Origin of the sequence: Sandaracinus amylolyticus (assembly GCF_021631985.1) — a bacterium.
In the GTDB taxonomy this organism is placed as follows: domain Bacteria; phylum Myxococcota_A; class Polyangia; order Polyangiales; family Sandaracinaceae; genus Sandaracinus; species Sandaracinus amylolyticus_A.
On sequence record NZ_CP070225.1, the window covers coordinates 3972836 to 3994390 of the forward strand.

27 protein-coding genes and 1 tRNA gene are annotated in these 21555 nt (G+C 72.3%); 2 read left to right on the forward strand and 26 right to left on the reverse strand.

Features of this window, described 5'->3' with window-relative positions; genetic code table 11:
• Positions 1-44: 44 nt before the first annotated feature.
• The 10 genes from I5071_RS16520 to I5071_RS16565 form a co-directional block, all read right to left on the reverse strand.
• Entirely contained in the window at positions 45-1571 is a 1527-nt protein-coding gene (locus I5071_RS16520; protein WP_236606423.1) for an NAD(P)/FAD-dependent oxidoreductase, read from the reverse strand.
• A 188-nt stretch (positions 1572-1759) separates the two neighbouring features.
• The gene (locus I5071_RS16525; protein ID WP_236606424.1) at positions 1760-2794 is read right to left on the reverse strand and encodes a penicillin-insensitive murein endopeptidase; all 1035 of its coding nucleotides are present in this window, start codon (positions 2792-2794) and stop codon (positions 1760-1762) included.
• 158 nt (positions 2795-2952) lie between these two features.
• Entirely contained in the window at positions 2953-4089 is a 1137-nt protein-coding gene (locus I5071_RS16530; protein WP_236606425.1) for an acyl-CoA dehydrogenase family protein, read from the reverse strand.
• 55 nt (positions 4090-4144) lie between these two features.
• On the reverse strand, positions 4145-5335 hold the full coding sequence (locus I5071_RS16535) for a FecR family protein (protein ID WP_236606426.1): 1191 nt from the start codon (positions 5333-5335) through the stop codon (positions 4145-4147).
• Positions 5332-5898 (reverse strand): RNA polymerase sigma factor, encoded by a 567-nt coding sequence (locus I5071_RS16540; RefSeq protein WP_236606427.1) that lies wholly within the window; start codon positions 5896-5898, stop codon positions 5332-5334. The genes I5071_RS16535 and I5071_RS16540 overlap by 4 nt, the downstream gene beginning before the upstream one ends.
• Position 5899: 1 nt before the next feature.
• Positions 5900-6901: a hypothetical protein gene (locus I5071_RS16545; RefSeq protein WP_236606428.1), complete on the reverse strand. Its 1002-nt coding sequence runs from the start codon at positions 6899-6901 to the stop codon at positions 5900-5902.
• A gap of 102 nt (positions 6902-7003) precedes the next feature.
• Entirely contained in the window at positions 7004-7723 is a 720-nt protein-coding gene (locus I5071_RS16550) for an AgmX/PglI C-terminal domain-containing protein (RefSeq protein WP_236606429.1), read from the reverse strand.
• Positions 7724-7794: 71 nt separating this feature from the next.
• Positions 7795-8937, reverse strand: a complete 1143-nt coding sequence (locus I5071_RS16555; protein ID WP_236606430.1) for an acyl-CoA dehydrogenase — start codon at positions 8935-8937, stop codon at positions 7795-7797.
• A 93-nt stretch (positions 8938-9030) separates the two neighbouring features.
• Positions 9031-10734, reverse strand: coding sequence for a hypothetical protein (locus I5071_RS16560; RefSeq protein ID WP_236607750.1), 1704 nt, complete (start codon positions 10732-10734; stop codon positions 9031-9033).
• Between the two features lie 127 nt (positions 10735-10861).
• Entirely contained in the window at positions 10862-12139 is a 1278-nt protein-coding gene (locus I5071_RS16565; protein WP_236606431.1) for an acetyl-CoA hydrolase/transferase family protein, read from the reverse strand.
• A gap of 80 nt (positions 12140-12219) precedes the next feature.
• Here I5071_RS16565 and I5071_RS16570 point away from each other — a divergent pair, with 80 nt between their 5' ends.
• A complete protein-coding gene (locus tag I5071_RS16570) occupies positions 12220-12549 on the forward strand; it encodes a nuclear transport factor 2 family protein (RefSeq protein WP_236606432.1) in 330 nt (109 codons plus the stop codon).
• A gap of 197 nt (positions 12550-12746) precedes the next feature.
• A tRNA-Gly gene (locus I5071_RS16575) sits at positions 12747-12819 on the forward strand.
• Positions 12820-12860: 41 nt separating this feature from the next.
• On the opposite strand, the gene I5071_RS16580 is transcribed toward I5071_RS16575, so the two are convergent.
• The 16 genes from I5071_RS16580 to I5071_RS16655 all read right to left on the reverse strand — a co-directional run bounded on the left by I5071_RS16580 (position 12861) and on the right by I5071_RS16655 (position 21541).
• Positions 12861-13997: a tyrosine-type recombinase/integrase gene (locus I5071_RS16580; RefSeq protein ID WP_236606433.1), complete on the reverse strand. Its 1137-nt coding sequence runs from the start codon at positions 13995-13997 to the stop codon at positions 12861-12863.
• 321 nt (positions 13998-14318) lie between these two features.
• Complete coding sequence (locus I5071_RS16585; RefSeq protein ID WP_236606434.1) at positions 14319-14639, reverse strand: hypothetical protein; 321 nt, start codon at positions 14637-14639, stop codon at positions 14319-14321.
• Positions 14636-16120, reverse strand: coding sequence for a DNA cytosine methyltransferase (locus I5071_RS16590; RefSeq protein ID WP_236606435.1), 1485 nt, complete (start codon positions 16118-16120; stop codon positions 14636-14638). Before I5071_RS16590 ends, I5071_RS16585 begins: the two co-directional genes overlap by 4 nt.
• The gene (locus tag I5071_RS16595) at positions 16117-16554 is read right to left on the reverse strand and encodes a hypothetical protein (RefSeq protein ID WP_236606436.1); all 438 of its coding nucleotides are present in this window, start codon (positions 16552-16554) and stop codon (positions 16117-16119) included. Before I5071_RS16595 ends, I5071_RS16590 begins: the two co-directional genes overlap by 4 nt.
• Positions 16551-16784 (reverse strand): hypothetical protein, encoded by a 234-nt coding sequence (locus tag I5071_RS16600; protein WP_236606437.1) that lies wholly within the window; start codon positions 16782-16784, stop codon positions 16551-16553. The genes I5071_RS16595 and I5071_RS16600 overlap by 4 nt, the downstream gene beginning before the upstream one ends.
• Positions 16781-17011: a hypothetical protein gene (locus I5071_RS16605; protein WP_236606438.1), complete on the reverse strand. Its 231-nt coding sequence runs from the start codon at positions 17009-17011 to the stop codon at positions 16781-16783. The genes I5071_RS16600 and I5071_RS16605 overlap by 4 nt, the downstream gene beginning before the upstream one ends.
• Complete coding sequence (locus tag I5071_RS16610) at positions 17008-17388, reverse strand: hypothetical protein (RefSeq protein ID WP_236606439.1); 381 nt, start codon at positions 17386-17388, stop codon at positions 17008-17010. Before I5071_RS16610 ends, I5071_RS16605 begins: the two co-directional genes overlap by 4 nt.
• A gap of 141 nt (positions 17389-17529) precedes the next feature.
• Complete coding sequence (locus I5071_RS16615; protein WP_236606440.1) at positions 17530-18315, reverse strand: ERF family protein; 786 nt, start codon at positions 18313-18315, stop codon at positions 17530-17532.
• A gap of 23 nt (positions 18316-18338) precedes the next feature.
• Complete coding sequence (locus I5071_RS16620) at positions 18339-19154, reverse strand: PD-(D/E)XK nuclease-like domain-containing protein (RefSeq protein WP_236606441.1); 816 nt, start codon at positions 19152-19154, stop codon at positions 18339-18341.
• Positions 19151-19417 (reverse strand): hypothetical protein, encoded by a 267-nt coding sequence (locus I5071_RS16625; protein WP_236606442.1) that lies wholly within the window; start codon positions 19415-19417, stop codon positions 19151-19153. Before I5071_RS16625 ends, I5071_RS16620 begins: the two co-directional genes overlap by 4 nt.
• Complete coding sequence (locus tag I5071_RS16630) at positions 19417-19881, reverse strand: hypothetical protein (RefSeq protein WP_236606443.1); 465 nt, start codon at positions 19879-19881, stop codon at positions 19417-19419. The genes I5071_RS16625 and I5071_RS16630 overlap by 1 nt, the downstream gene beginning before the upstream one ends.
• Positions 19878-20507 carry a hypothetical protein gene (locus I5071_RS16635; protein ID WP_236606444.1) on the reverse strand — a complete coding sequence of 210 codons (630 nt, stop codon included), beginning with the start codon at positions 20505-20507 and terminating at the stop codon, positions 19878-19880. The genes I5071_RS16630 and I5071_RS16635 overlap by 4 nt, the downstream gene beginning before the upstream one ends.
• A complete protein-coding gene (locus I5071_RS16640; protein ID WP_236606445.1) occupies positions 20504-20821 on the reverse strand; it encodes a hypothetical protein in 318 nt (105 codons plus the stop codon). The genes I5071_RS16635 and I5071_RS16640 overlap by 4 nt, the downstream gene beginning before the upstream one ends.
• Positions 20818-21030, reverse strand: coding sequence for a hypothetical protein (locus I5071_RS16645; RefSeq protein WP_236606446.1), 213 nt, complete (start codon positions 21028-21030; stop codon positions 20818-20820). The genes I5071_RS16640 and I5071_RS16645 overlap by 4 nt, the downstream gene beginning before the upstream one ends.
• Complete coding sequence (locus tag I5071_RS16650) at positions 21027-21287, reverse strand: hypothetical protein (RefSeq protein ID WP_236606447.1); 261 nt, start codon at positions 21285-21287, stop codon at positions 21027-21029. The genes I5071_RS16645 and I5071_RS16650 overlap by 4 nt, the downstream gene beginning before the upstream one ends.
• Positions 21287-21541 (reverse strand): hypothetical protein, encoded by a 255-nt coding sequence (locus I5071_RS16655; RefSeq protein WP_236606448.1) that lies wholly within the window; start codon positions 21539-21541, stop codon positions 21287-21289. The genes I5071_RS16650 and I5071_RS16655 overlap by 1 nt, the downstream gene beginning before the upstream one ends.
• Positions 21542-21555 lie beyond the last annotated feature (14 nt).

Genomic DNA, 21555 nt, shown 5'->3' on the forward strand with positions numbered 1-21555 from the left:
AGCGGCCCGTGATTACCACCCGCCGGAGCGGGCGTCACGGCTCGTCAGCGCGCGGTCGCGCGCGGCACCGAGCGGCCGCCGCCCTCGATGAGCTGCTCTTCGCCGTGCGTGCCCGCCTCGATGTACTTCGCGTCCTGGTTCACGCGCCACGGATCGAAGCGCTTGCTCCCCGACACGATGTTCTCGACGGTCAGCATCGCCGTCATCATCGAGTGGTCCTGGTTGTTGTAGCGGTGCATCCCGTTGCGACCCACGAGGTGCAGCCCGGGATGCTCGCGCTCGACCACGTCGCGCACGGTCTCGACGTGCCGCGCGTACGCCTCGTCGTAGACGGGATAGGCCTTGGGCTGACGCACGACGCATCCGTCGAACACGTCCGCCGCCTTGCCGAGCCCGAGGTGCTCGAGCTCCTTCTTCGCGAGCGCGATCAGATCCTCGTCCTTCGAGGTCCAGAGCCCGTCGCCCTCGAAGCAGAAGTACTCGAGGCCGTAACACGCGGTGCTCGCGTCGGGCACCATCTCGGGCGACCAGCTCTTGAAGTTCTGGATGCGCCCGACCTGCACGTCGCGCTCCTGGATGTAGATCCAGTTGTCGTCGAACGCGTCGCGCTCCTTGATCATCAGCGCGACGGTGAGGAAGTCGCGGTACTTGAGCGAGCCCGCGGCCTCGCGCAGCGCGGGCTGCGGCGCGGGATCGAGCGACGCCACCACGTCCTTGATCGCCGCGCTCGAGATCACGTTCGGCGCGCTCACCTCGTGGCGCGTGCCGTCCTGATCGTAGGTGACGATCCAGCGCGCACCGTCGCGGCGCATCGAGACGACGCGCGCGCCCATGCGCACGTCGCCGCCCTGCGCCTGCACCTTGCGCGCGCACTCCTCCCAGAGCTGCCCCGGGCCCTTGCGCGGATAGCGGAACTCGTCGATCAGCGTGGTGTGCACCTGATCGCGACCGGTCGGCTTGCTCGCGGGCAGGCTCGACTTGATCGCCTCGATCACCGCGGTGCCGAGCGAGAGGCTCTTGATGCGCTGAGCGGCCCAGTCCGCTTTGATGTCGCGGCAGCTCATGCCCCACACCTTCTCGGTGTAGTGCTTGAAGAAGATCTCGTAGAGCCGACGCCCGAACTGATTGCGGACCCAGTCCTCGACGTTCTGCGGATCGTGGATCGGACGCAGCCGCGCGTGCGCGAACGAGAGCATGCACGCCGTGCTCTCGACCAGGCCGAGCTTCATCAGCGCTTCGACCGGCTTGAGCGGGTACGAGTAGAACGTGCCGCGGTAGTAGATGCGCGACTTGCGCGGCCGCAGGAGCATGTCGTCGGGCAGCACGCGCGACCAGAAGTCCTCGACCTCGCGCGCCTTCGAGAAGAAGCGGTGCCCGCCGATGTCGAAGTGATAGCCCTTGTACTCGACGGTCCGCGAGATGCCGCCGACGTAGCGAGGGTCGGCCTCGAGCACGATCGGGTGCCAGCCCTTCTCGGCGAGCAGCAGCGCGGCGGTCAGCCCCGCGGGTCCCGCGCCCACCACGATCACGTCGCGATCCTGCGGCGGCGCGCCGTTCTCCCTCGGACTCACGTTGGTCGACAACCTCTCTCCGGGCCCGAAAACCAGGCGCGCGAGACCCTAGCACGGGGTCGCGCCGGGATCTCCAGCGAGAGGCCGGCGATTCGACGGGGCTGGCCGTGCATGGCGAGCAAGTGGGTGGGGACCCACGCGCAGCTCGAGGGGTCGAGAGGGGAGGCGCGCAGCCTCCCCCGGGAAACTCAGCCGCCGGGGATCTCTTGCATCTCGCTCGCGGCAGCAGCCGCGGCGCGACGCGCACGGCGGCGCTCGCGACGACGCGCTTCTTCGCGGTCCGCGCGACGACGTGTACGTGCTCGCTCGGCGCGACGCGACGAGTCCGCGGCGCGCATCTGCGCGAGCTCCTCGGCGCTCGGACGCGCGACCCACGCGTGCCACGGCGCGTCGTCGACGCAGCGCGGTCGATCGCTCGCGGGGCAGTAGATGCGCACGTGGAAGTGATCCTCGTGGCGCCCGCCGCGGCTCGGTTGATCGAGGATCGCGGCCGCGCGATCGATGAGCTCCTGCGGCGCGCCGATGCTCGCGGCGTGGTCGAGCAGGCGCTGCTTGAGCCAGCGCGCGACGAACATGTACTGCACCGGCGCGTCGTCCTGGCCGACCATCGCGGCCACGAGCGCCCAGTTCCGCGCGTCGTCGAAGCGCCAGTCGGGGTTCGCGCGCGTCGTGCCGTCCGGGCGGAAGTCGACGAAGCGATCGTGATAGACGAGCTGCCCCGAGGTGTCGACGACGTAGAAGCCGACGTCGACGTCGCGACCGCTGCGGTGCGAGCGATGCGGGCGGAAGCGACCGCCGCGACGACGCGAGAGATCCCCGACGGTGAGACGCGAGCCGGGGAACTGCGACGCGACCGTGGCCGCGGAGCGCTCGAGCAGCGTCACGAGCTCGTCGGTCCCGTGGTGCTGATCCCCGTTCGGATGCTTGAGCCGCACGTGCTCGGACTCGACGATCTCGCGACCCCCGAGCAGACGTCCGGTGTTGTGGCGCCCCACCGAGACGCTCCCCTCGACGGGCAGCGCGGCCGCGCGGGGGCGCTCCTCGCGACGCACGCGACGCGAGACGTCTCCGGCGCGCGCGATGCGACCATCGTCTCGAGCCGCGCCATCGCTGGCGAGTGGATCGCGCTCCTGCGCGCCGGCGTCACCGCCGGCAGCGAGCGTGGTCGCGAGGACGACGAGCGCCGCCGAGGCAGCGCACGCGATGCGGGACGGCCATCGCACGGCGGAGACGATAGCCCACGCGCACCGCCCATACAACGATGCCGTTGGAGCTCCAACCATCTCGCCGCACCTACATCGGCGACACGCGGCGCATCACATCGTTGGAGCTCCAACGATCTCGGAGGCCCCGATCGTTGGACCTCCAACGATCTCGAGCGTCAGCCGATCGCGCCGCGCGAGATCACGATGCGCTGCACCTCGCTCGTGCCCTCGTAGATGCGGGTGACGCGGACGTCGCGATAGTGACGCTCGACGTCGTACTCCTTCACGTAGCCGTAGCCGCCGTGGATCTGCAGCGCGCGATCGCAGACGCGCCACGCGGCCTCGCTCGACCACAGCTTCGCCATCGCGGCCTGCTGCGAGAACACGTCGCCCTTCTCCTTGAGCCACGCGGCGCGCAGCGTGAGCAGGCGCGCTGCGTCGAGGTCGGTGCGCGCGTCCGCGATCATCCACTGGATCGCCTGCTTGTCCGCGATGGGCGCGCCGAACGCCTTGCGCTCCTTCGCGTACGCGATGCCCTTCTCGAGCGCGGCCTCGCCGATGCCGAGCGCCTGCGACGCGATGCCGATGCGCCCGCCGTCGAGCGCCATCATCGCGATCTTGAAGCCGCCGTTCTCCTGGCCGAGCAGCGCGCTCGCGGGGATGCGGCAGCGATCGAAGTGCAGCGCGGTCGTGCTCGATCCGCGCAGGCCCATCTTGTCCTCGTGGTGACCGACCGAGAGCCCCGGCGTGTCCTTCTCGACGAGGAACGCGCTGATGCCCTTGGTGCCCGGGCCGCCGGTGCGCGCCCACACCACGAACACGCCCGCGAAGTCGCCGCTCGTGATCCACTGCTTCGATCCGTCGAGCACCCACTCGTCGCCATCGCGACGCGCGGTCGTGCGCATCGCGCCGGGATCGCTGCCCGCCTCGGGCTCCGAGAGCGCGAACGATCCCGCGACCAGCGTTCCGTCGCAGAGGCGCGGCACGTACGTCGTGCGCTGCGCGTCGGTGCCGAACGTCGCGATCACCTCGGCGACCATGTTGCTCACGGCCATCGTCACCGCCGTCGACGCGCACGCCTTCGCGACCTCGGTCATCGCGAGCGAGTACGCGACGACGCCCGCGCCCGCGCCGCCGAGCGCCTCGGGCACGTTCACGCCGAGCAGACCGATGTCGGCGAGACCGGCGAGCACCGCGCGCGGGATGTGCGCGTCGCGATCGATCTCGCGGGCGCGCGGCGCGATCGCGCGCGTCGCGTACTCACGGGCGGTCTCCTGCACCAGGCGCTGCGTCTCTTCGAGCTGGAACTCCATGATGCGCGAGCACTACCACGGGCTCCCGGCGACGGTGCGTGGAGTTCGTCACGGGTCACTCGGCGAGCAGCGCCTCCATGCGCGCGCGCGCTTCACCGCCGGGGAAGCCCGCGAGATAGGCGCGCGCGGTGATCGCGGCGTCCTCGTCGCGCCCGAGCCGCGCCAGCAGCGAGGCACGCATCGCGAGCGCGCGCTCCTCGAGCGGCGAGCCGCGCTCCGCGGCGTGGGTGCGATCGAGCACCGCGAGCGCAGCGTCGAGATCCCCCGCGCGCTCGCGCTGCGCCGCCGCGAGGAAGCCCGCGAGCGCGGCGCGCGTCGGCGTCAGGCTCGAGGCGGCGCGCTCGTACGCGCCCGCGGCATCGACGGTGTGCCCGAGCGCGCGATGGGCGTCGCCCTCGAGCATCGCCCAGTCGCCGCGCTCGGCGCGCGGAGGGCGCGCCGAGGCGATCGCGGAGAGCGCAGCCTCGAACTCGCCCCGATCGCAGAGCGCGCGGACGTGCGCGAGATCGATCGCGGGCTCGGCCCGAGCACGACGCACCGCCGGCGCTTCCTCGCTCGGGGCATGCACCGGCGTGTCGTCGCGCGGCGTCGCGACCCGATCGACGTCCTCGTGCTGCTCGCGCGCGTCCGCTTCGAGCCTGCGCTGCGCGGCGAGCGCGCCCCGCGACGCGAGCACCTCGGGCACGCGCACCTGCGCGCTCGTCGCGTACGACTCGCCCGCGGCCAGCGCGCGCGTGCCGTGCGCGTCGTGCACCTCGACGCGTCCTTCGAACACCTCGACGCGCGTGCCGCGCGCCTCGACGCTCACCGCGAACACGGTGCCGCGCACGTGCACCGTCGCGTGCGGCGTGCGCACCTCGAACGCGCCGCCGACCCCGAGCGGCGCCACGTCGAAGAGCGCCGCGCCCTCGCCCAGGCGCCACACCGCGCGCTGGGGCTCCGGGCGCGACGACGCGATGCGCGTGCCCGCGGTCGCGTCGATGCGATGCGCACCGAGCGCGAGCTCCATCACGCCCTCCGGCGCGACCACGACCTCGGGCGCGCGCGGCGCCCACGCCAGCACGGCCGCCGCGGCGACGGCGATCACGACGCCGCTCGCGATCATCGCGCGACGACGGCGCGCCGCCGCGCGCGATCGTGCGCGCCCGACGATCAACGCCTCGCGGATCACGGCTTCGGCGTCGCGCGCGGGCGGTACCGCGCGTCGCGACGCGGCGTCGGCGAGCCGATCGATCCCAATCTTCATCGCTCACCTCCCGCGACGTACGAGCCGAGCAAGGGATCGCCCGCGAGCGCGCGCTCGAGATCCGCGCGTGCGTGCTTCAGGCGCGCACGCAGCGTCTCCACGCTCACGCCCTCGATCGCCGCGGCCTCGTCGTGCGCGAGCTTCTCGATCGCGCAGAGCACGAACGCGTTGCGTCGCTTCTCGCTGAGCGCGGAGAGCGCCTCGTAGAAGCGCGCCATCGTGCGTCGATCCGAGAGCGCACGCTCGGGATCGCCGCCCTGCCCCTCGCGCTCGATCTCGCCGACGAGCTCGATGTGCGCCCGCGTCGTGCGGCGCTTCGCGAGCTCGCGCGCCGTGGTGCGCAGCACGATGCGATGCGCGTACGTGCGCACGCTCGAGTCGCCGCGGAACCGCTCGAGCGCGACGACCAGCTCGATCATCGACTCCTGCACGAGGTCGTCGAGATCGGCGCGCGGCCCGGCGTACCGCGCGATCCAGCGGCGCGCGTCCGCGAGCAGATCGCGCAGCACCTGCTCGTCGACGCTCTCGCGCGCGTCCTCGCGCGCCCGCCGGAAGGGCCACACGTCAGTCCCACCGGTACTGGTACGAGAGCGTCAATGCGCCCTGCATCGACGGCCGCGAACGATCGAACCCGTACGCATCGATCGAGTAGTCGAACATCAGCGCGTTGTGTCGGCCGAGCTCGAGCGTGAGGAACGCGCCCGCGCCGATGCCGAACGCGACGAGCTCCTCCGTCGGAGCCTCGACCGCTTGCACGTAGAGCCCGCCCTCGGCGTGCATCCCCATCTCCAACGCCGCGACCGAACCGAGCGGGATGCGGAACGACACCGCGATCGACGGGACGCCGAACGTCCCCTGGAACACCGCGCCTTCGATGCTCGACCAGCCCATCCCGCCGCGGAAGCGGAGACCGATCGCGGCCCACTCCGAGACGCGCCCGTAGAACGCGATCTGGCCCATGACGAGCCGCGGATCTTCGCCATCGAATCGATGCGCCAGCCCCAACCCTGCAATCGAGAACGCGAACGTCGCCGGACGACGCGACGCACCGAGCTCGGGCTCGTCGAGCTGGGGCGCGGGCTCTTCGACCGCGGCAGCCACAGGCGGCGGCGTGACGGGCTCGGGGTCGACGACCGTCGCCGGCACCACGATCACCGGCTCTTCGTGCGCGGCCTCCACCAAGCTCGCCGCGAGCACCGCGACCACGCGCGCATCCACCACGTCCCACGCCTGTGCGGTCATCGCGTGCGCCGGTGCCGCGCGCGCCACGTCGAGCACCCGCACCTCCGCCGGCGCGAGCACGCGGCTCGGGAACACGACCCACACCACGTGCGTCGCGCCCGCCGCGCGCGCCTCGTCGCGCATCGCGGTGACCGTCGGATCTTCGCCCTCGAGCGGCGCGCCTTCGATCATCGCCGCGCGCCCCGCGAGCTCGAGCCGCAACGCCGACGTCATCTCCGCGCCGCGCTCGGCTGGCAGCCGCACCAACACCACGCGCTCGTCCGCGCGCGCCGTCGATGCCCCCATCAGCACGAACAGCAGCGTCCCCCAGATCGCTCGAGCCATGTCGTCAGCCTCTGCCCGACCTCAGTGGGGCCGGCGCGGCAGAGTGGGACATCGCCCGAGCGCGCGCCGCGATCATTCGTGACCGCGGCGCGCTTGACTCGGTCACTGCACCAGGAACGTCACCTTCGCCGCGTACGAGCCGGGGTCGGGCATCGTCAGCCCGCGCACCGCGTCGACCACGCAGTCCACCGACTCCAGCGCCTGCGCGTCCGGCGCGCTCGCGCCCGCCGCGAGCACGCGCCCGCCCGGCGCGACGTACGCCGTCACGCGCACGCCGCTCACGCCGCAGCGCGTCGCGAGATCGGGCGCGCCGCTCAGCAGCGCCGGACCGATGTGGGTCGCCTCCCAGCTCGTCGGGGGACGCACGTCCTCGGGCGGATCGAACGCGAAGCCCCACGTGAACTCGGCCTCGCCGCCGTGCGGGCGCGGGAAGCGCGCGCGACGCGCCACGTCGAGCACGCAGCGCTCGGCCTGGCGATCGCCGATCGTCGTCTGGCTCGGGAACACCCACGCGACGGTGCCGTCGGTGTGGATGCGGAACGAGAGGCGCACGTCGCCGCCGAGGAACTCGACCTCGCTCAGGCGCGGCGCGAGGCACCGCATGAACGCGTCCATGCGCGGCTGCAGCGCGTTGTCGACCTGGTCGGGGCGGATCGTACCGAGAAGGCCCGTGATCTGGCTGCCGTCGTCGCGCTCGGCGGGTCGCTCGGCGCCGGCCGTCGCGTCACCGCGCGCCGCCGTCTCCGTGCTCTCCGACGATCCGCCACAGCCCGCGACCGCAGCCGCGATCAGCACCACTGCCGCCCACCCGGTTCGATCCATCCGCCCGCTCCCTTTCTTGCGTCACTGGACGAGGGACGCGGGGCCTCGATGGCCGGCCCCGGGGCCCTGCTTCACGCCTTCAGCGCGTTGGCCGCGATCACGATCCGCTGGATCTCGCTCGTGCCCTCGTAGATCTCGGTGATGCGCGCATCGCGGTAGTGACGCTCGACATCGTACTCGGTCGAGTAGCCGTACCCGCCATGGATCTGGATGGCCTTGTGCGCGATCCGGGTCGACGCCTCGGACGCGAAGAGCTTCGCCATCGCCGACTGCTGCGAGTGACGCGCGCCCTGGTCCTTCATCCACGCCGCGCGGTGGGTGAGCAGCCGCGCCGCGTCGAGCTCGGTCGCCATGTCGGCGATCATGAACTGGATGGCCTGCTTGTTCGCGATCGGCTCGCCGAAGGCCTTGCGCACCTTGCTGTACTCGACCGCCTTCTCGAACGCGGCGCGCGCGATGCCGAGCGCCTGCGACGCGATGCCGATGCGGCCCCCGTCGAGCGTCGACATCGCGATCTTGAAGCCCATGCCGGGCTCGCCGAGCATCTGCGCCTTCGGCACCTTCACGTTCTCGAAGAACACGGTGCACGAGTGCGCGGCGTGGATGCCGAGCTTGTGATCGCGCGGGTTCAGCGTGAAGCCCGGCGTGCCCTTCGGGATGATCAGCGAGACCGTGCCCTTGGCGCCGAGCGAGCGGTCGTGCGCGGCGAAGAGCAGGATCACGTCGGCGTGGGGGCCGTTGGTGATCCAGTTCTTCGCGCCGTTGACGATCCAGTGATCGCCCTTGTCCTCCGCGACGGTCTCCATGTGCGACGCGTCGCTGCCGCTCGCGGGCTCGGTGAGGCCGAAGCAGCCGAGCAGCTTTCCGCTCGCGAGGGGCGCGAGGAACTCCTTCTTCTGCGCCTCGCTGCCGAACTTGTAGAGCGGGTCGCAGACGAGCGAGTTGTTCACCGACATGATCACGCCGGTGCTCGCGCAGGCACGCGAGATCTCCTCGATCGCGAGCGCGTAGCAGACGTTGTCGAAGCCCGCTCCGCCGTACTGCTCGGGGATCGCGACGCCCATCAGCCCGAGCTCGGCCATGCGCGCGACGAGCTCGGTGGGCCAGCGCCCGTCCTTGTCGAGCTCTCGGGCCTTGGGCTCGACCTCGCGAGTCGCGAAGTCGCGCGCCATCTGCTGGACCATCTTCTGTTCTTCGGTGAGCTCGAGCTGCATGGGGCGCGAACGTAGCGGGCGGCCCGGGATGTCGGCAAGGTGACGCAGCGCGGCACGAGAGCCGACCACGCGGTCGGCTCTCGCCTTCCCGCATCAGAGCTCGCAGCCGTCGACCACGCGCGCCGCGACGCCCGCGATGCCCGCGACCCCTCGCGCCGGCGCCGCGCCCGCCGCGCCCGCTGCGCCTTCTTCGAGCGCGCCGAGATCGAGGCCGTCCACGTCGCTCTCGCAGAGCAGCGCCGCGATGCTCGATCCGCCGGGCCCACCCGCGCCCGAGCCGCCGATGCCGCCGGGCTGGCCCGCGCCGCCCACGCCGCCCGCGTACCCGCCCGCGCCGGGCTCGCCGCCCGCGCCCGCATCACCGCCCAGACCACCCGCCGCACCGCCGCCGCCCGCCGCGCCGTCGCCGCTCGTGAACGAGCATCCCGGCACCGCGATCCCCGAGCCGCTCACGAAGAGCGCGAACGAGCTGCCGCCCGCGCGACCACCACCGCCGCCGAGCCCGCCGCAGCCGCCCGATCCACCGCCGCCACCGCCGCCGCCGGTGCGCCCGTAGCCGCCCGCGTCGCAGCCCGATCCACCGCCGCCGCCGCCCGATCCGCCGAAGCCGGCCTCGCCGTCGTTGCCCGCGAAGCCGGCGCGAGGGGCCCACAGGCCGTCGACCACCGAGCCGCGCACCGTCGGCGCGCTCGCCGGGTCGCCGTTCACCGCGGCCTCGGTCGCACACGCGTTCCCGGGGCCACCGGGATCGCCGTCGTGATCGACGGGCACCGCGCAGCTGCACGAGTCGCCCGCGGTCCCGCCGCCGCAGCTCGTCAGCGATGGCGGCGAGCCCCCGCTCCGCGCGTCGTCGGGACCGGTGCCGCAGCCCGCGAGGTCGTCGCCACCGCCCGATCCGCCGTCGCCGCCGCGGGTGCGATCGAGCGTGATCCCCGCGCAGACCGACACCGCGCCGGGCCCGCCGGGCTGCGAGTTGCCGTTCGCCTTCGTGCCGTCGGTGCCGCGCGCGCCCTGCACGCCGTCCTCTCCGTCCGTGCCCGCGATCCCGTCGTCACCGGGCGATCCCGCGCCCGCCTCGACGCGCAGCTCGCGCAGCACGAGGCCGCCGAGCTCGGGCAGCACCGGCGTGCTGTCCGCGACGCGCACGCCGTACACGTCGACGTTGCGCGACTCCGCGGGCGCCGGGCCGGCGACGATCGTGAAGCCCTCGAACACCGTCGGCGCGCTCACGCCCTCCGCGACCACGCCCTCGATGCGATCGTTCTCGACGGTCGCGCTCTCGATGATCGTCTCGTTCGCGTCGTCGCGCGACCAGCGATCCTCGGCGTCGAACTGGCCGTACACCGACGTGCCGTTCTCGATCACGACGCGCTCGCGATACGTGCCCTTCGACACCGCGACCGCGTGCACGCGACCGGTCGCCGCGCCGCGCGCGACCGCGACCTCGATGCCGTGCGAGATGGTCGCGTAGGGCGCGTCGGCGGTGCCCTCGCCGGTCTCGTCGCTTCCCGTGGTCGCGACGTAGATGCAGTACGCCTGACGGCCGAACTCGTCCTCGAAGAACGCGTAGTCGGGGTTGCATCGCTGGGGCAGCAGCTCGCCCGCGTCGCCGCTCCACGCGTCGGGCTCGTCGTCGCGACCCGCGTCGACTTCCCCGTTGCCCCCGCCGGAGTCGATGCCGCCGCCGCCTGGACCCGAGTCGGGCGCGCGCCCGCTCCCTCCGTCCGCACAACCCGCCACCGTGCTCGCGAGCACCCCGAAGCCGACCGCGAGCAGCCCTGCGACCCTCGAGACCACGTGCATGATCACCCCAAGAAAAGAGCCCCGCCCGAAGAATGCTTGCGCATTACAACAAATCGCGCGCGCATGGAACAGGGCGCCCGCACGATTCACGTGCGAGGGGGCGGCTCGGGGCGATTTCGGGTCAGACCAAGAGCTTCCGCTCGACCGCGGCCGCGCGCAGCTCGGCGCGGAAGTCGGGGTGCGCGATCGAGATCAGCATCTCCGCGCGCTCGCGCAGCGAGCGACCCCGCAGGTTCACGGCACCGTGCTCGGTGACGACCCACTGCACGTGACCGCGCGTCGTCACCACGCCCGAGCCCGGCGACAGCCGCGGCACGATGCGCGAGAGCGTCCCGTTCTTCGCGGTCGAGGGCAGCGCGATGAACGCCTTGCCGCCCGGGCTCTGCACGGCGCCGCGCACGAAGTCCATCTGCCCGCCGATGCCGCTCCAGATGCGATCCCCGATCGAGTCGGCGCACACCTGCCCGGTGAGATCGATCGCGATCGCGGAATTGATCGCCATCATCGCGTGCTGCGACGCGATCTCCACCGCGTCGTTCACCACGTCGCTCGGGTGGAACTCGATCGACGCGTTGTGATCGCAGTGCTCGTAGAGCTCGCGCGAGCCCATCGCGAACGACGTGACGACGCGGTTCTTGAAGCGCGTCTTGCACGCGCCGGTCACCGCGCCGCTCTTCACGAGGCGCAGCACTCCGTCGCTGAACATCTCGGTGTGGATCCCGAGATCGCTGCGCGAGTGGAGCGCGTCGAGCACGGCGTCGGGGATCGATCCGATCCCCATCTGCAGCGTCGCGCCGTCGGGGATCTGCGCCGAGACCAGCGCGCCGATCGCGCGCTCCACCGCGCCCGGCGGCTCGTCGTGGTGCTCGGGCAGCGGGCGATCGACGTGCACCGCGAGCGCGATGCGATCGACGTGCACCGCGGAGTTCCCGTCGGTGCGCGGGACTCGATCGTTGATCTCCGCGATCACGATCCGCGCGTGATCGACCGCGGCGCGCGCGCACGCGACCGACACGCCGAGGCGGCAGAAGCCGTGACGGTTCGGCGGCGAGACCTGCACCATCGCGACGTCGAGCGGCAGCGTGCCGTCGCGGAAGAGCGAGGGCACCTCCGAGAGGAACACCGGCGTGAAGTCGGCGCGCCCCGACTGCACCGCCTCGCGCACGTTCGCGCCGACGAAGAGCGCGTTGTGCCGCACGTGCCCCGCCATGTCCGGCGCGACGTAGGGCGCGGGCGCGTTCGTGTGCAGGTGCACGACCTCGACGTCGCGCAGCGCGCGAGCGCGCTCCGTCATCGCGGTGAGGAGCGAGACCGGCGCCATCGCGGCCTCGTGGAGATAGACGCGTTGTCCGCTCTCGATGGGAGCGACCGCCTCCTCGGGGCTCGACACGATGCGCATGCGTAGGTCTCGTACGCGCGGAGCGACGTCCCGCAAGCTACAACGCCCGCATGCTGGGGACGGAGCGAGCACGGTCGTTCGTGGACGAGTGGATCGACGCGTGGAATGCGCACGACATCGAGCGCATCCTCGCGCACTGGGCCGACGACTGCGTGTTCGCGTCGCCGCGCATCGCCGCGGTGATGGGCGATCCGAGCGGCACGGTGCGCGGCAAGGACGCGCTGCGCGCGTACTGGTGGAAGGCGCTCGCGAGCGCGCCGCAGCTGCGCTTCGAGCTCGAGGAGGTCTACGTCGGCGTCGACTGCCTCGTGATCGGCTACCGCAACCACCGCGGCCAGCGCTGCGCGGAGTGGCTGCGACTGGACCGCGAAGGACAAGCGGTCGAAGGCCGCGCGTCGTACGCGGGCTGACGCGCTCGGTCGTCGCCGCAGCCCGGGCACGGCGTCACGCCGACGTTCGAGCTCGCGATGCACGCCTCGCATCCGCAGGCGCCGAGCTCGTTCTCGAAGACCACCCGACAGAGCGCGCAGGAGCGCCCGACGATCTGCATTCGAGCGAGCGTAGCGCTTGACGCCGTTTCGCGTTTTCGCTAACTGTTCGGGCCCACGCGGGCTTAGCTCAGTTGGTAGAGCGTCAGCTTCCCAAGCTGAATGTCGTGGGTTCGAATCCCATAGCCCGCTCAGAGATTCCGGAGTGATTACGGCCCGTTGAGGTGGCACCCTCAGCGGGCCGAGTTCTTCCGTCCCCTCCCACTTCCACCAGAACTTCCACTTCCACGCGCGACGCGGGACGTGGGGTGGACGAGGGCTGCGACCTTCGCGACGGCGCGCTGCTTCTCGCGGTCGCCGATCCAGTCGTAGTGGGTGGTCATTTCCTCGGTCACGTGGCCGGTGATCGAGCGCGCGACGTCGCCCGTCGTGACCTTCTTCGCGAGGTGATTGAACGTGTACCGCAGGCCGTGCGGCGAGATGACGGGCACCCCCGCCTTCGTGCACGCCGCGGCGAGCGGCTTCCGGAGCGAGCTCGGCTGCATGAGCGTTCCAGTAGTCGACGGGAACACGAGCCCCCGGCCGAGCCAGGGTGCCTGCTCCTCGAGCTGCGCGCGCCGATGCTCGGCGAGCGCCGTCCGGAGGATCTCCACGATCGGCACCTCGACTTCGGCGCCGGTCTTCTGCTCGTCGACGATCCCGCGCACGTGCGCGCGATCGAAGAGGATCGCGCCGCGCGCGTCGTTGATCTGCGACCACTCGAGCGCCGCGACCGCACCCCATCGCTGCGCGGTGAGCGCGAGCGTGAGCGTGATCGCGTACCACTGCGGGTAGTCGCGGCGGAGCACCTCGAGCACCTTGCGGAGCTCGTGCGCCTCGAGGCCCTTGCGCTTCTTCGGCTTCGGCACCCGGACTGCCGGCACGCGCGCGGCGGGGTCCCTGATCCCGAGGTCGTGGGTGATGTCGGCGAGCAGCTGGCGGAGCACCCGGAGGCGTCCGTTCACCGTCGTCGGCGAGATGGGCCGGGCGCTCTCGCCCTCGCCCACGGTCTGTGCGGACCACTCGTCGCGCAGCTCGACCACATCGTCGGGCGTGATCGCATCGACGTAGTAGTCACCGAGGCGCGGCACGATATGCAGGTCGATCACGTCCGCGTACGTGCGGCGCGTGCTCGCCCTGAGCGCGGGGAGCTTCGAACGCATCCACGAGGTCGCGGCATCTCCGAGGCGCTCCCGCGTGCGCGCCCCGCTGCTCGCTTCCTCCGTGCGTCGCAGATCGTCCCGCTTCGCCGAGGCCTCGGCTGCCGACTTCGCCTCGACGATCCTGATCACGTCTTTCGTTCTCCCCGTCTTCGGGTCGAGTGCCTTCACGCGCACTCTGTAGCGGCCGTCGCGGAGCCGCTGCACGCCGGGGTACTTGGTCCTCTCCACAAGGTCCTCCTGCCCCGGGCGTTGCGGACCGGCGGGCAGCGTAGCGCGCGCCGCGCGCGCGCTGGAAGTCATCGAGGGTCGAGCGCAAGAACGAGTGGCCGCCGTGGCGTCCGCCGCCGTCGGGCTTCAGCTCGCCGCGCGCGATCGCGGTGCGCACCGAAGCGGGGTTCTCGAAGCGGAGATAGATCGCTGCCTCGGCCGTCGTGAGCCACGCATGCGGTGGAAGCGCGGCGAGCTCGGCGAGCGAGCGCGGATCGCTCATCACAGCCACTCCGGATAGAGCGCTCCGAGCGGCGGCAGCTCCAGCGGCGGCGGGGGCCCGAGCGGTTCGTAGACCAGCGGCCTTGGTGCGAACCGGTCGATGCCCGCGATCGTGCCGCGCTCGAAGTGCGGCACCACGACGACATCGAGCCCGGGCAGGATCTTCGCGAGCCGTCCCGGCGCGGCGCCCTCGGCGCGCGCCTGCAGCCGCTCCCACACGTCAGGCGAGACGTACACGACGCCCGTGCGGGCGATCAGGGCGAGCGTGCGTCGGAAGCGCTCGCGTCGAGCGCGGCGCCGCTTCTTCGATCGGATGCTCACGCCGCAGCCTCCACGCGCCCGCGCACGTTCGCGCGCACGATCGCCTCGGCGAGCGGCGGACACACGCTGTTGCCCGCCTTCGCGATCTGCTCGGTCTTCGTGAGCGGCTTCCCGTCGTGGACGGGATCGATCACGTAGTGGTCGCCGAAGCCCTGCGCGCGGAAGAGCTCGCGCGGCACGAGCATGCGCATGCCGATGTCGACGATCGCGTAGGGCTCGCCGTCGATCGTGAGCAGCGGCTCGGCACCGGACTCGTAGCGCGCGAGCAGCGTCCGCACCGCGGCGATGTGCTGCCCGCCCGCGGTGATCGTCGGCATCGGCTCGCGCACGTCCGCGCCCGACGCGGTGCCGTAGAACTTCTCGAGGTGCGCGACCGAGAGGGAGTGGTGGTCCTGCGTCGTCACGGTCCCGAGCGCGCGCCCGAGCTCGTGCCCGACGACGCCGCCGTAGTGCTTCGTCACGAACGCGGCGACGAGCGCGTGCTTCGCGGCGCCCGCGACCACGGTGCCGAGCGGCTTGTCGAGCCCGGGCACCCGCGGCGCCTGCCCGTCGCGCTCGCCATACCCGGTCTGCACGAGCGTCGGCGCGATGAGCGCGAGCTCGCCGCGGTTCGCCGCGGTCGCGGTGCGCACGGGCTCGTCGATCGAGTGCACGCGCGCGTCGCGCGGGTGCGTCACGGGCACGATGAAGGGGCGCGCCGCGTCGACCACATACCGGCGCATGCCCGCGGCGATCCGTCGCAGCGTCGCGTCGGCGAGCGGGCGCGCGCGCTCGAAGATGCTCGGGCACGGGATCGACCAGTCGATGACCTCGGCGGCGGTGCGCCACGCGCGCTGCCCGCGCCCCGATCGCGCGTGCGTCGGCTCGGGCCACGCGATCGGCTGCCCGTCGCGACGCGCGACGAGGAAGAGCCGCTTGCGCGTCGTCGGCGCGCCGTAGTCGGCAGCGACGAGGATGCGGTGCTCGACGCGGTACCCGTAGCGTTCGAGCTTGCGCACGAACGCGCGGAAGGTCTGACCGGCGCGCGCCTTGTCGGGCCGATCGTCGGGCCCGAGGGGGCCCCAGTCGGCGAACTCTTCGACGTTCTCGAGCGCGATGACGCGCGGCGCGACATCGCGCGCCCACCGCACCACGACCCACGCGAGCCCGCGGATCTTCTTCTTCCGCGGCTTGCCGCCCTTCGACTTCGAGAAGTGCGTGCAATCGGGCGACGCCCAGAGCAGTCCGACGGGGCGCCCGCCGACGACCTCGCGCGGCGTGACGCGGAAGACGCTCTCGCAGTAGTGCACCGTCGTCGGGTGATTCGCCGCGTGCATCGCGATCGCGGCGGGGTCGTGGTTGACCGCGATGTCCGGGTGCCGGCCGAGCGCGCGCGCGATCCCCTCGCTCGCGCCGCCGCCGCCCGCGAAGAGATCGACGACGAGCTCGCGCTCTACCCACGCGCCGAGGCGGAGCTGCGACGTATGACCGCGCGGGCTCACTTGCCGACCTCGCTCGGCGGGGGCTCGGTCGGCACACGTTCGACGTCGATCGTCGTGCCCTCGGTCGTCGCCGGCCGTGCTGCGCGCTGCGCGCGGAACGCTCGCACGCACGCCTCGACGATCGCGCGTGAGTGCTCGGCCGGCATCCACCCGGCGTCGGGGAACGCGCCGTAGCGGCCGCCCGCCTCCCATCCCGGCGGCGACTCCCGGTCTGCTCGCGGGAAGCCGACCGCAACGGGATTGCCGTCGGGCGTCGCCGCGATGCGGAGCGACCAGCCCTCGCCGCGCGCGCGGAAGTACATCGGGAGGCCGTCGACGTCGCCCTCGCCCTGCACCGGGCACGCGCCCCCGACGTCGATCGACCAGTCGTCGCCGTCATGCGACCACGCGCACGCGGCGAGCGCGCCGACGACCTTCTCGCGGAGGTCGGTCATCGCGATCCCTCGCCCGCGCTAAGCTCGTCGACCTCGTCGATCACCTCGACGTGCGAGAGCGCGACGCTTCCCGCCACGCCAGTGATCCAGACCGACGCGTGATCGCTCATGCACGCGGCGGGAGCCCGCGTCGTCGAGACGCGGCCGGGCCCCTCACGGAGCCCCGTCCAGAAGCGCACGCGCGTGCCGACGGGGTGCGCCGCGTCGGTCCATTCGATCGACGTCGTCATTGCGGCAGCTCCTCGCAGAGCACGACGCGGCACTCGCGCGCGATCGCTTCGTCGCTCACGGCCTCGTCGTGGTCGATGTATCGGCGCGCGCTCTCGTCGCGCGCGGCCATCTCGATCGCGTGCCGCTTCGCGAGCTCGGGCGAATCGGCCTCCATCGACCGGAACTCGTCGATCGACGTCGCGCCGTCCCGCGTCGGGACCGCGACCTTCACGCGGTATCGCTTCATCGCGGCCCCTGTCGCTCGACAGCGCGCAGCTCGGGGGCGACCGCGGCGAGCTGATTGTTCTTCGCCGTGAGGCGCTGCTCGACCGCGCGCTGCAGGTCGACCTGTCCGTCGGGACACGTGGTCGCCATGCGCAGCGCGCAGATCACGAAATCGGCGATGTACTTCTCGACGTCCGCCCGCTTCGCCGGGTCCGCCCAGTCGAAGCCCCCGTGCTCGGCTTCATCGATGATCGCCGCGAGTTTCCCGCCCGCCTTGTGCACATGCAGCAGTGCATGCGCGAAGTCCTTGTGCGTCATCGGCGACGACCTGAAGTCGCGGTGGTAGTGCGCGGTCCAGGGCAGCGCGGACTGCAGCTCTCGAATGGTCCTGTCGTTCATGCGCGTGTCCCTCCGCGCTGCGCTCGAGCCGAGGTCGGTGGGGGGTCCGACGCTCGAGCGCAGCGCGCAGAGGCCGAGCACCATCGCTCGGCGTGCGCCTAAGCCCGCTGCCAGCTCGCCCGGTCGGCGCGGGCGAAGCTCTCAGCTCGCCGGCGGCTCCTCGTGCGCGGGCACCTCACCGGCGCTCGGATCGGGCGCGGCGCGCCGACGCTGCGCGACGACCCACGGGCGCAGCGCCTCGAGGTCTCGCGCCGTCCATGCGCTCACCGGCCGCCCGACGTGGCGCTCGTACTCCTCGCGCGCGATGCCGCAGTCGACGAGCCACTTCGCCGCCTTGAGGTTGCGATCGGCGTCGACCTCGTCGCCGCCCTTCGCGCTTTCGCGCTCGCCGGTGTCCTCCTGCATGTCCGCCGTCGCGATGCCGAGGAGCGAGAGCGCCGTGTACCGCTGCAGCAACGTGATCGTCGATGCGACCGCCTGCGCGGGGCTCTTGTGCCCGCTCGTGTCCGAGGGCGCATCGAGGGTGCATTCCTCCGAGTGCCCCTCGGCGTGCGTCAGGCGGCACGTCACGCGCACGGTGCTCTTCTCGCCAGTGGTCGGGACCCATGCGAGCGAGAACCCGTGCTGCGTGAGCGGACCGGTGATCGCGTTCATCACCCCCGCGAGCGATGCGTGCGTGTAGTTGGTCCGCTTGCCCGCGTTGTTCGTGAAGTCGACCGTCGAGTCCTTCGCGATCACCGTCGGGAGATCGCGCTTCAGCGCGGCGAGCGCGCGCGTGTACGCCTTCCGGGCCTCTCCCGCCTCCCACTCGCGCTGGACCGCGAGGAGCTCGCGCAGCGTCGCCGGGTCGGCGAGCGCCGTGCCCTGCGCCATCGCGGCGGCGACGAGCGGGTGCGCGCGCGCGGGCGCGTCGAGCGGAGCCGTCATGATCGTTCCTCTGTGCGTGTCGGTCACCAGTCGTCTCCGGTCTGCTCGGGCTCGCCCGAGGGGGTCCATGCGGGAAGCGGCAGATCGACGACGCTGGGCGCGAGCCCGGGCCACCAATCGGCCGCGCGGCACTCCGCGTAACGACGCAGGAGCGAGCGGTAGAGGGCGCGCCCGCGCTCGAGGTCTGCGACCTGGATGCGCGCGGGGATCACGTCGAAGGGCTCGACGGTCTGGATCGCGACCACGAACACCTGCGACGAGAGCGGGTGCAGCCGGCGCGTCGCGACGGCGCCGTCGAGGTAGAAGGCGACCTGCCCGTGATAGAGGCGCCCCGCGACCTCGCGCGCGAGCTGCTCGAGCGTCTCCGCGCGCGTGCTCTTCAGATCGACGAGGTACGCGGGGGCGACGTAGTCGAGCCGGCCCTTGCACGCGATGCCGGTCGCCTCGTCGTGCCACGTGAGCACCTCTTCGGCGTGTCCGCCGCGGAGCAGGTCGCGCACCGCCGGATGCGCGAGCGCCGCTTCCGCGCAGCGCGAGACGAGCGCGTGCTCGTCGGCGTCGACGATCACCGCGTCCGGATCGATCGACGCGCGCCACGCCGCCTTCGCTTCTTTCGCTTCCTTCCTGCGGCCGTCGCCGAAGTCGGGCTCGACGATGAAGCGGGTAGCCCAGAGCTCGGGCTCGAGCACCGCGCAGTGGATCAGCGTCCCGAGACGAAGCGCGCGCGTGTCCTCGCGCGCGTGATCGCGGCGGTACTCGAGCAGCTTCGCGGAGGTCGCGAGGTGCACGAGCGTCGACCAGTTGACCGCGTCGATCGACGCGTAGTCGACGCCGCTCACGTTCGGCCTCGGTCGAGAAGTTCGTCGTCCGCCTCGATCGCCGCGCTGGCGTCGATCGACGGGCGCGTGGGCTCCGGCTCGGCGCACCACGACGGCACCGGTTTGCCCGCGTCGATGAATAGCTGCCGCGCTCGCGCGCGGTCTTCGCGCTCGCGAGCCTCGCGCTCGTTGGCTTCGGCCACCTGCGCGATGTCCCAGGCGGCGTGCTCGGGCGACCCGGGGGCTGCCCACGGGCGCCGGAGGTCGACCTTCGGTCCGTTCATCACGCCGCCTTCCTGCGCGCTTCGTCGCGCGCCTCGAGAGCCCTCGTCTGCGCCGAGCGCGCGAGCTCCATCGCCCGCGCTGCCTTGTCGCGCTGCTCGTCGAGCCACCCCTTCGGCGCGACCGGGTATCCGCCGCCCGCGGCGTACGCGAGTTCGTCGTCGATCTCGCGGCGCGCGCGCTGCGCGGCCGCGAAGCACTCGGTCGCGAGCGCATCGAGCTGCTCGGCGCGGCGCGCCGGATCGCGGTGCTCCGCCGCGCGCGTATCCGAGCACGTCGAGCAGTAGAGTTGATCGAGCGGCTTCGTGAAGACCGAGTGCCCGCACACGAGCACGACCCACTGCTTCCCGCTCTCGCGCGCGGCGAACGTCGCGGCGTCGCACGACGCGCAGCCCTCGCACCGCTCGGGATCGCGGAACGGGCCGCGGTCGACGATGCCGTCGATGCAGGTGCCGGCGAGCGTCACGACGCCACCGCCAGACCGCCCACCGTCGCGAGGCGCGCGAGGTAGTCGCGCACCGCGTCGTCGCCCCACGCGTGCAGCAGCACGAGCGCGGAACCGAAGCTCTTAGTGACGTCGTCCTTGGCGAACGCGTCCTCGGCCGCCTCCCACCACGAGAAGGGCACGCCACCCTCGGCGACGAGACGGATCTCGGCGACGCGCTTCCGCCATCCGAGGTCGATGCGGACCGGGTGATCGACGAGCTCGGCGCTGTACCAAGGCTTCGCGGCCCACGAGTCGGGCGCGCGGAAGTACTCGTTCGCGATCGGCACGAGGCCGCGGAAGCGGATGCGTGCCGCGCAGAGCGCGCTGAGGAACGCGGTGCGCTCGACGAGCCCCTTGTGACGCACGAGGCAGGACTCGTGGACGTACGACCCGAGGCCCTCGCCGAGCACGTGCCATCGCGTTTGGTCGGCCATCGACACCGCGGTCGCCTCCCAGCCACGCGCGCAGATCGCGCAGGTGTGGCGGCGCACGTCGACGATGAACGTCGAGACCTCGCCGGTGCGATCGCGTCTCGTCAGCACGAGCTGACCGAACTCGTCGTATCCGACGCGGCCGTCGTCGGTGATCGGGCGAACGATGTTCACGCCGCCCTCGACGGAGCGAGGACCGCCATCGCGTCGACGAAGCGGTCGCGCTTGTCGCGCAGCCGCTTCTCGGCGAGCGCCTCGGCCGCGGGAAGCGTGTCCGCGCTCCCCGTCGCGAGCGGCGTCATCGACGGGTCGCGCGTGTCGGTGATCGACACGCACCAACCGGTCGGCTGGTGCCACGCGCAGACGAGCAGCTGCGCGACCACGCCTGCCCAGTGCGTCTCGTGCATCGCGACGCAGACGACGCCGAGCACGACGATCGACGTCGGGTGCGCAGGCCGCTCCGGGCGCGTCGGATCGAGCCAGCTCATCGGCCCCTCGCGATCGCGCGGTGCGCGCGGGCAGTGCGACGCGAGCGGAACGCGGCCGCGAGCATCACGACCGCGGCGTCGAAGTCCTCCTCGCGGAACATGCGGCGGGCCGCTGCGGCGTAGACGCGGGCGCGGCGCGAGGCCTCGCGCGCGATGTTCCGGTTCGCGCTGCGGATCGACGCGCGCGCGGTGAGCGCGGGCGCGATCACGAGGTCGCCCCGCGGTAGTCGCCTTCGACGCCGTGGCGGCTCGGGGCGAGATCGGGAAGACGCGACGGGCGCGGGATGTACGGGCCGCGGCGTGCGCTCTCGATGAGCTTCGAGATGCACGCGCGGATGGTCGGGTCGGTCGTGCGCGCGAGGCGCGCCTCGAGGTCTCGCGCGACCTGGCTCTCCATCGCGGGCGGGAGCGCAGCGGAGCGAGCGCGCGCGGCGAAATACGCCGTGTGATCGGCGGTCGCCTGCATCACTCGGCCTCTGCGGCGGTCGTCGCCGACTCGGTCGGCTCGAGCGACGCGGCGCGCGCGTCGGCGAGCTCGCGCTCGGCCTTGTCGAGGTCGTCGACCGCGAGGTCGAGGTCACGCCCGGCGGTGCGCGTGTCGGCTGCCTTGGTGGCGCGGACCGAACGCAGGTCACGGGCTCGCGCGATCACCTCATCGCGCCGACGCTCGACGCGCTTCTCGGCGTCTCGCACCGCAGGGCTCTTCGATGGACGGGCCACGGGTCTCCTCCTCG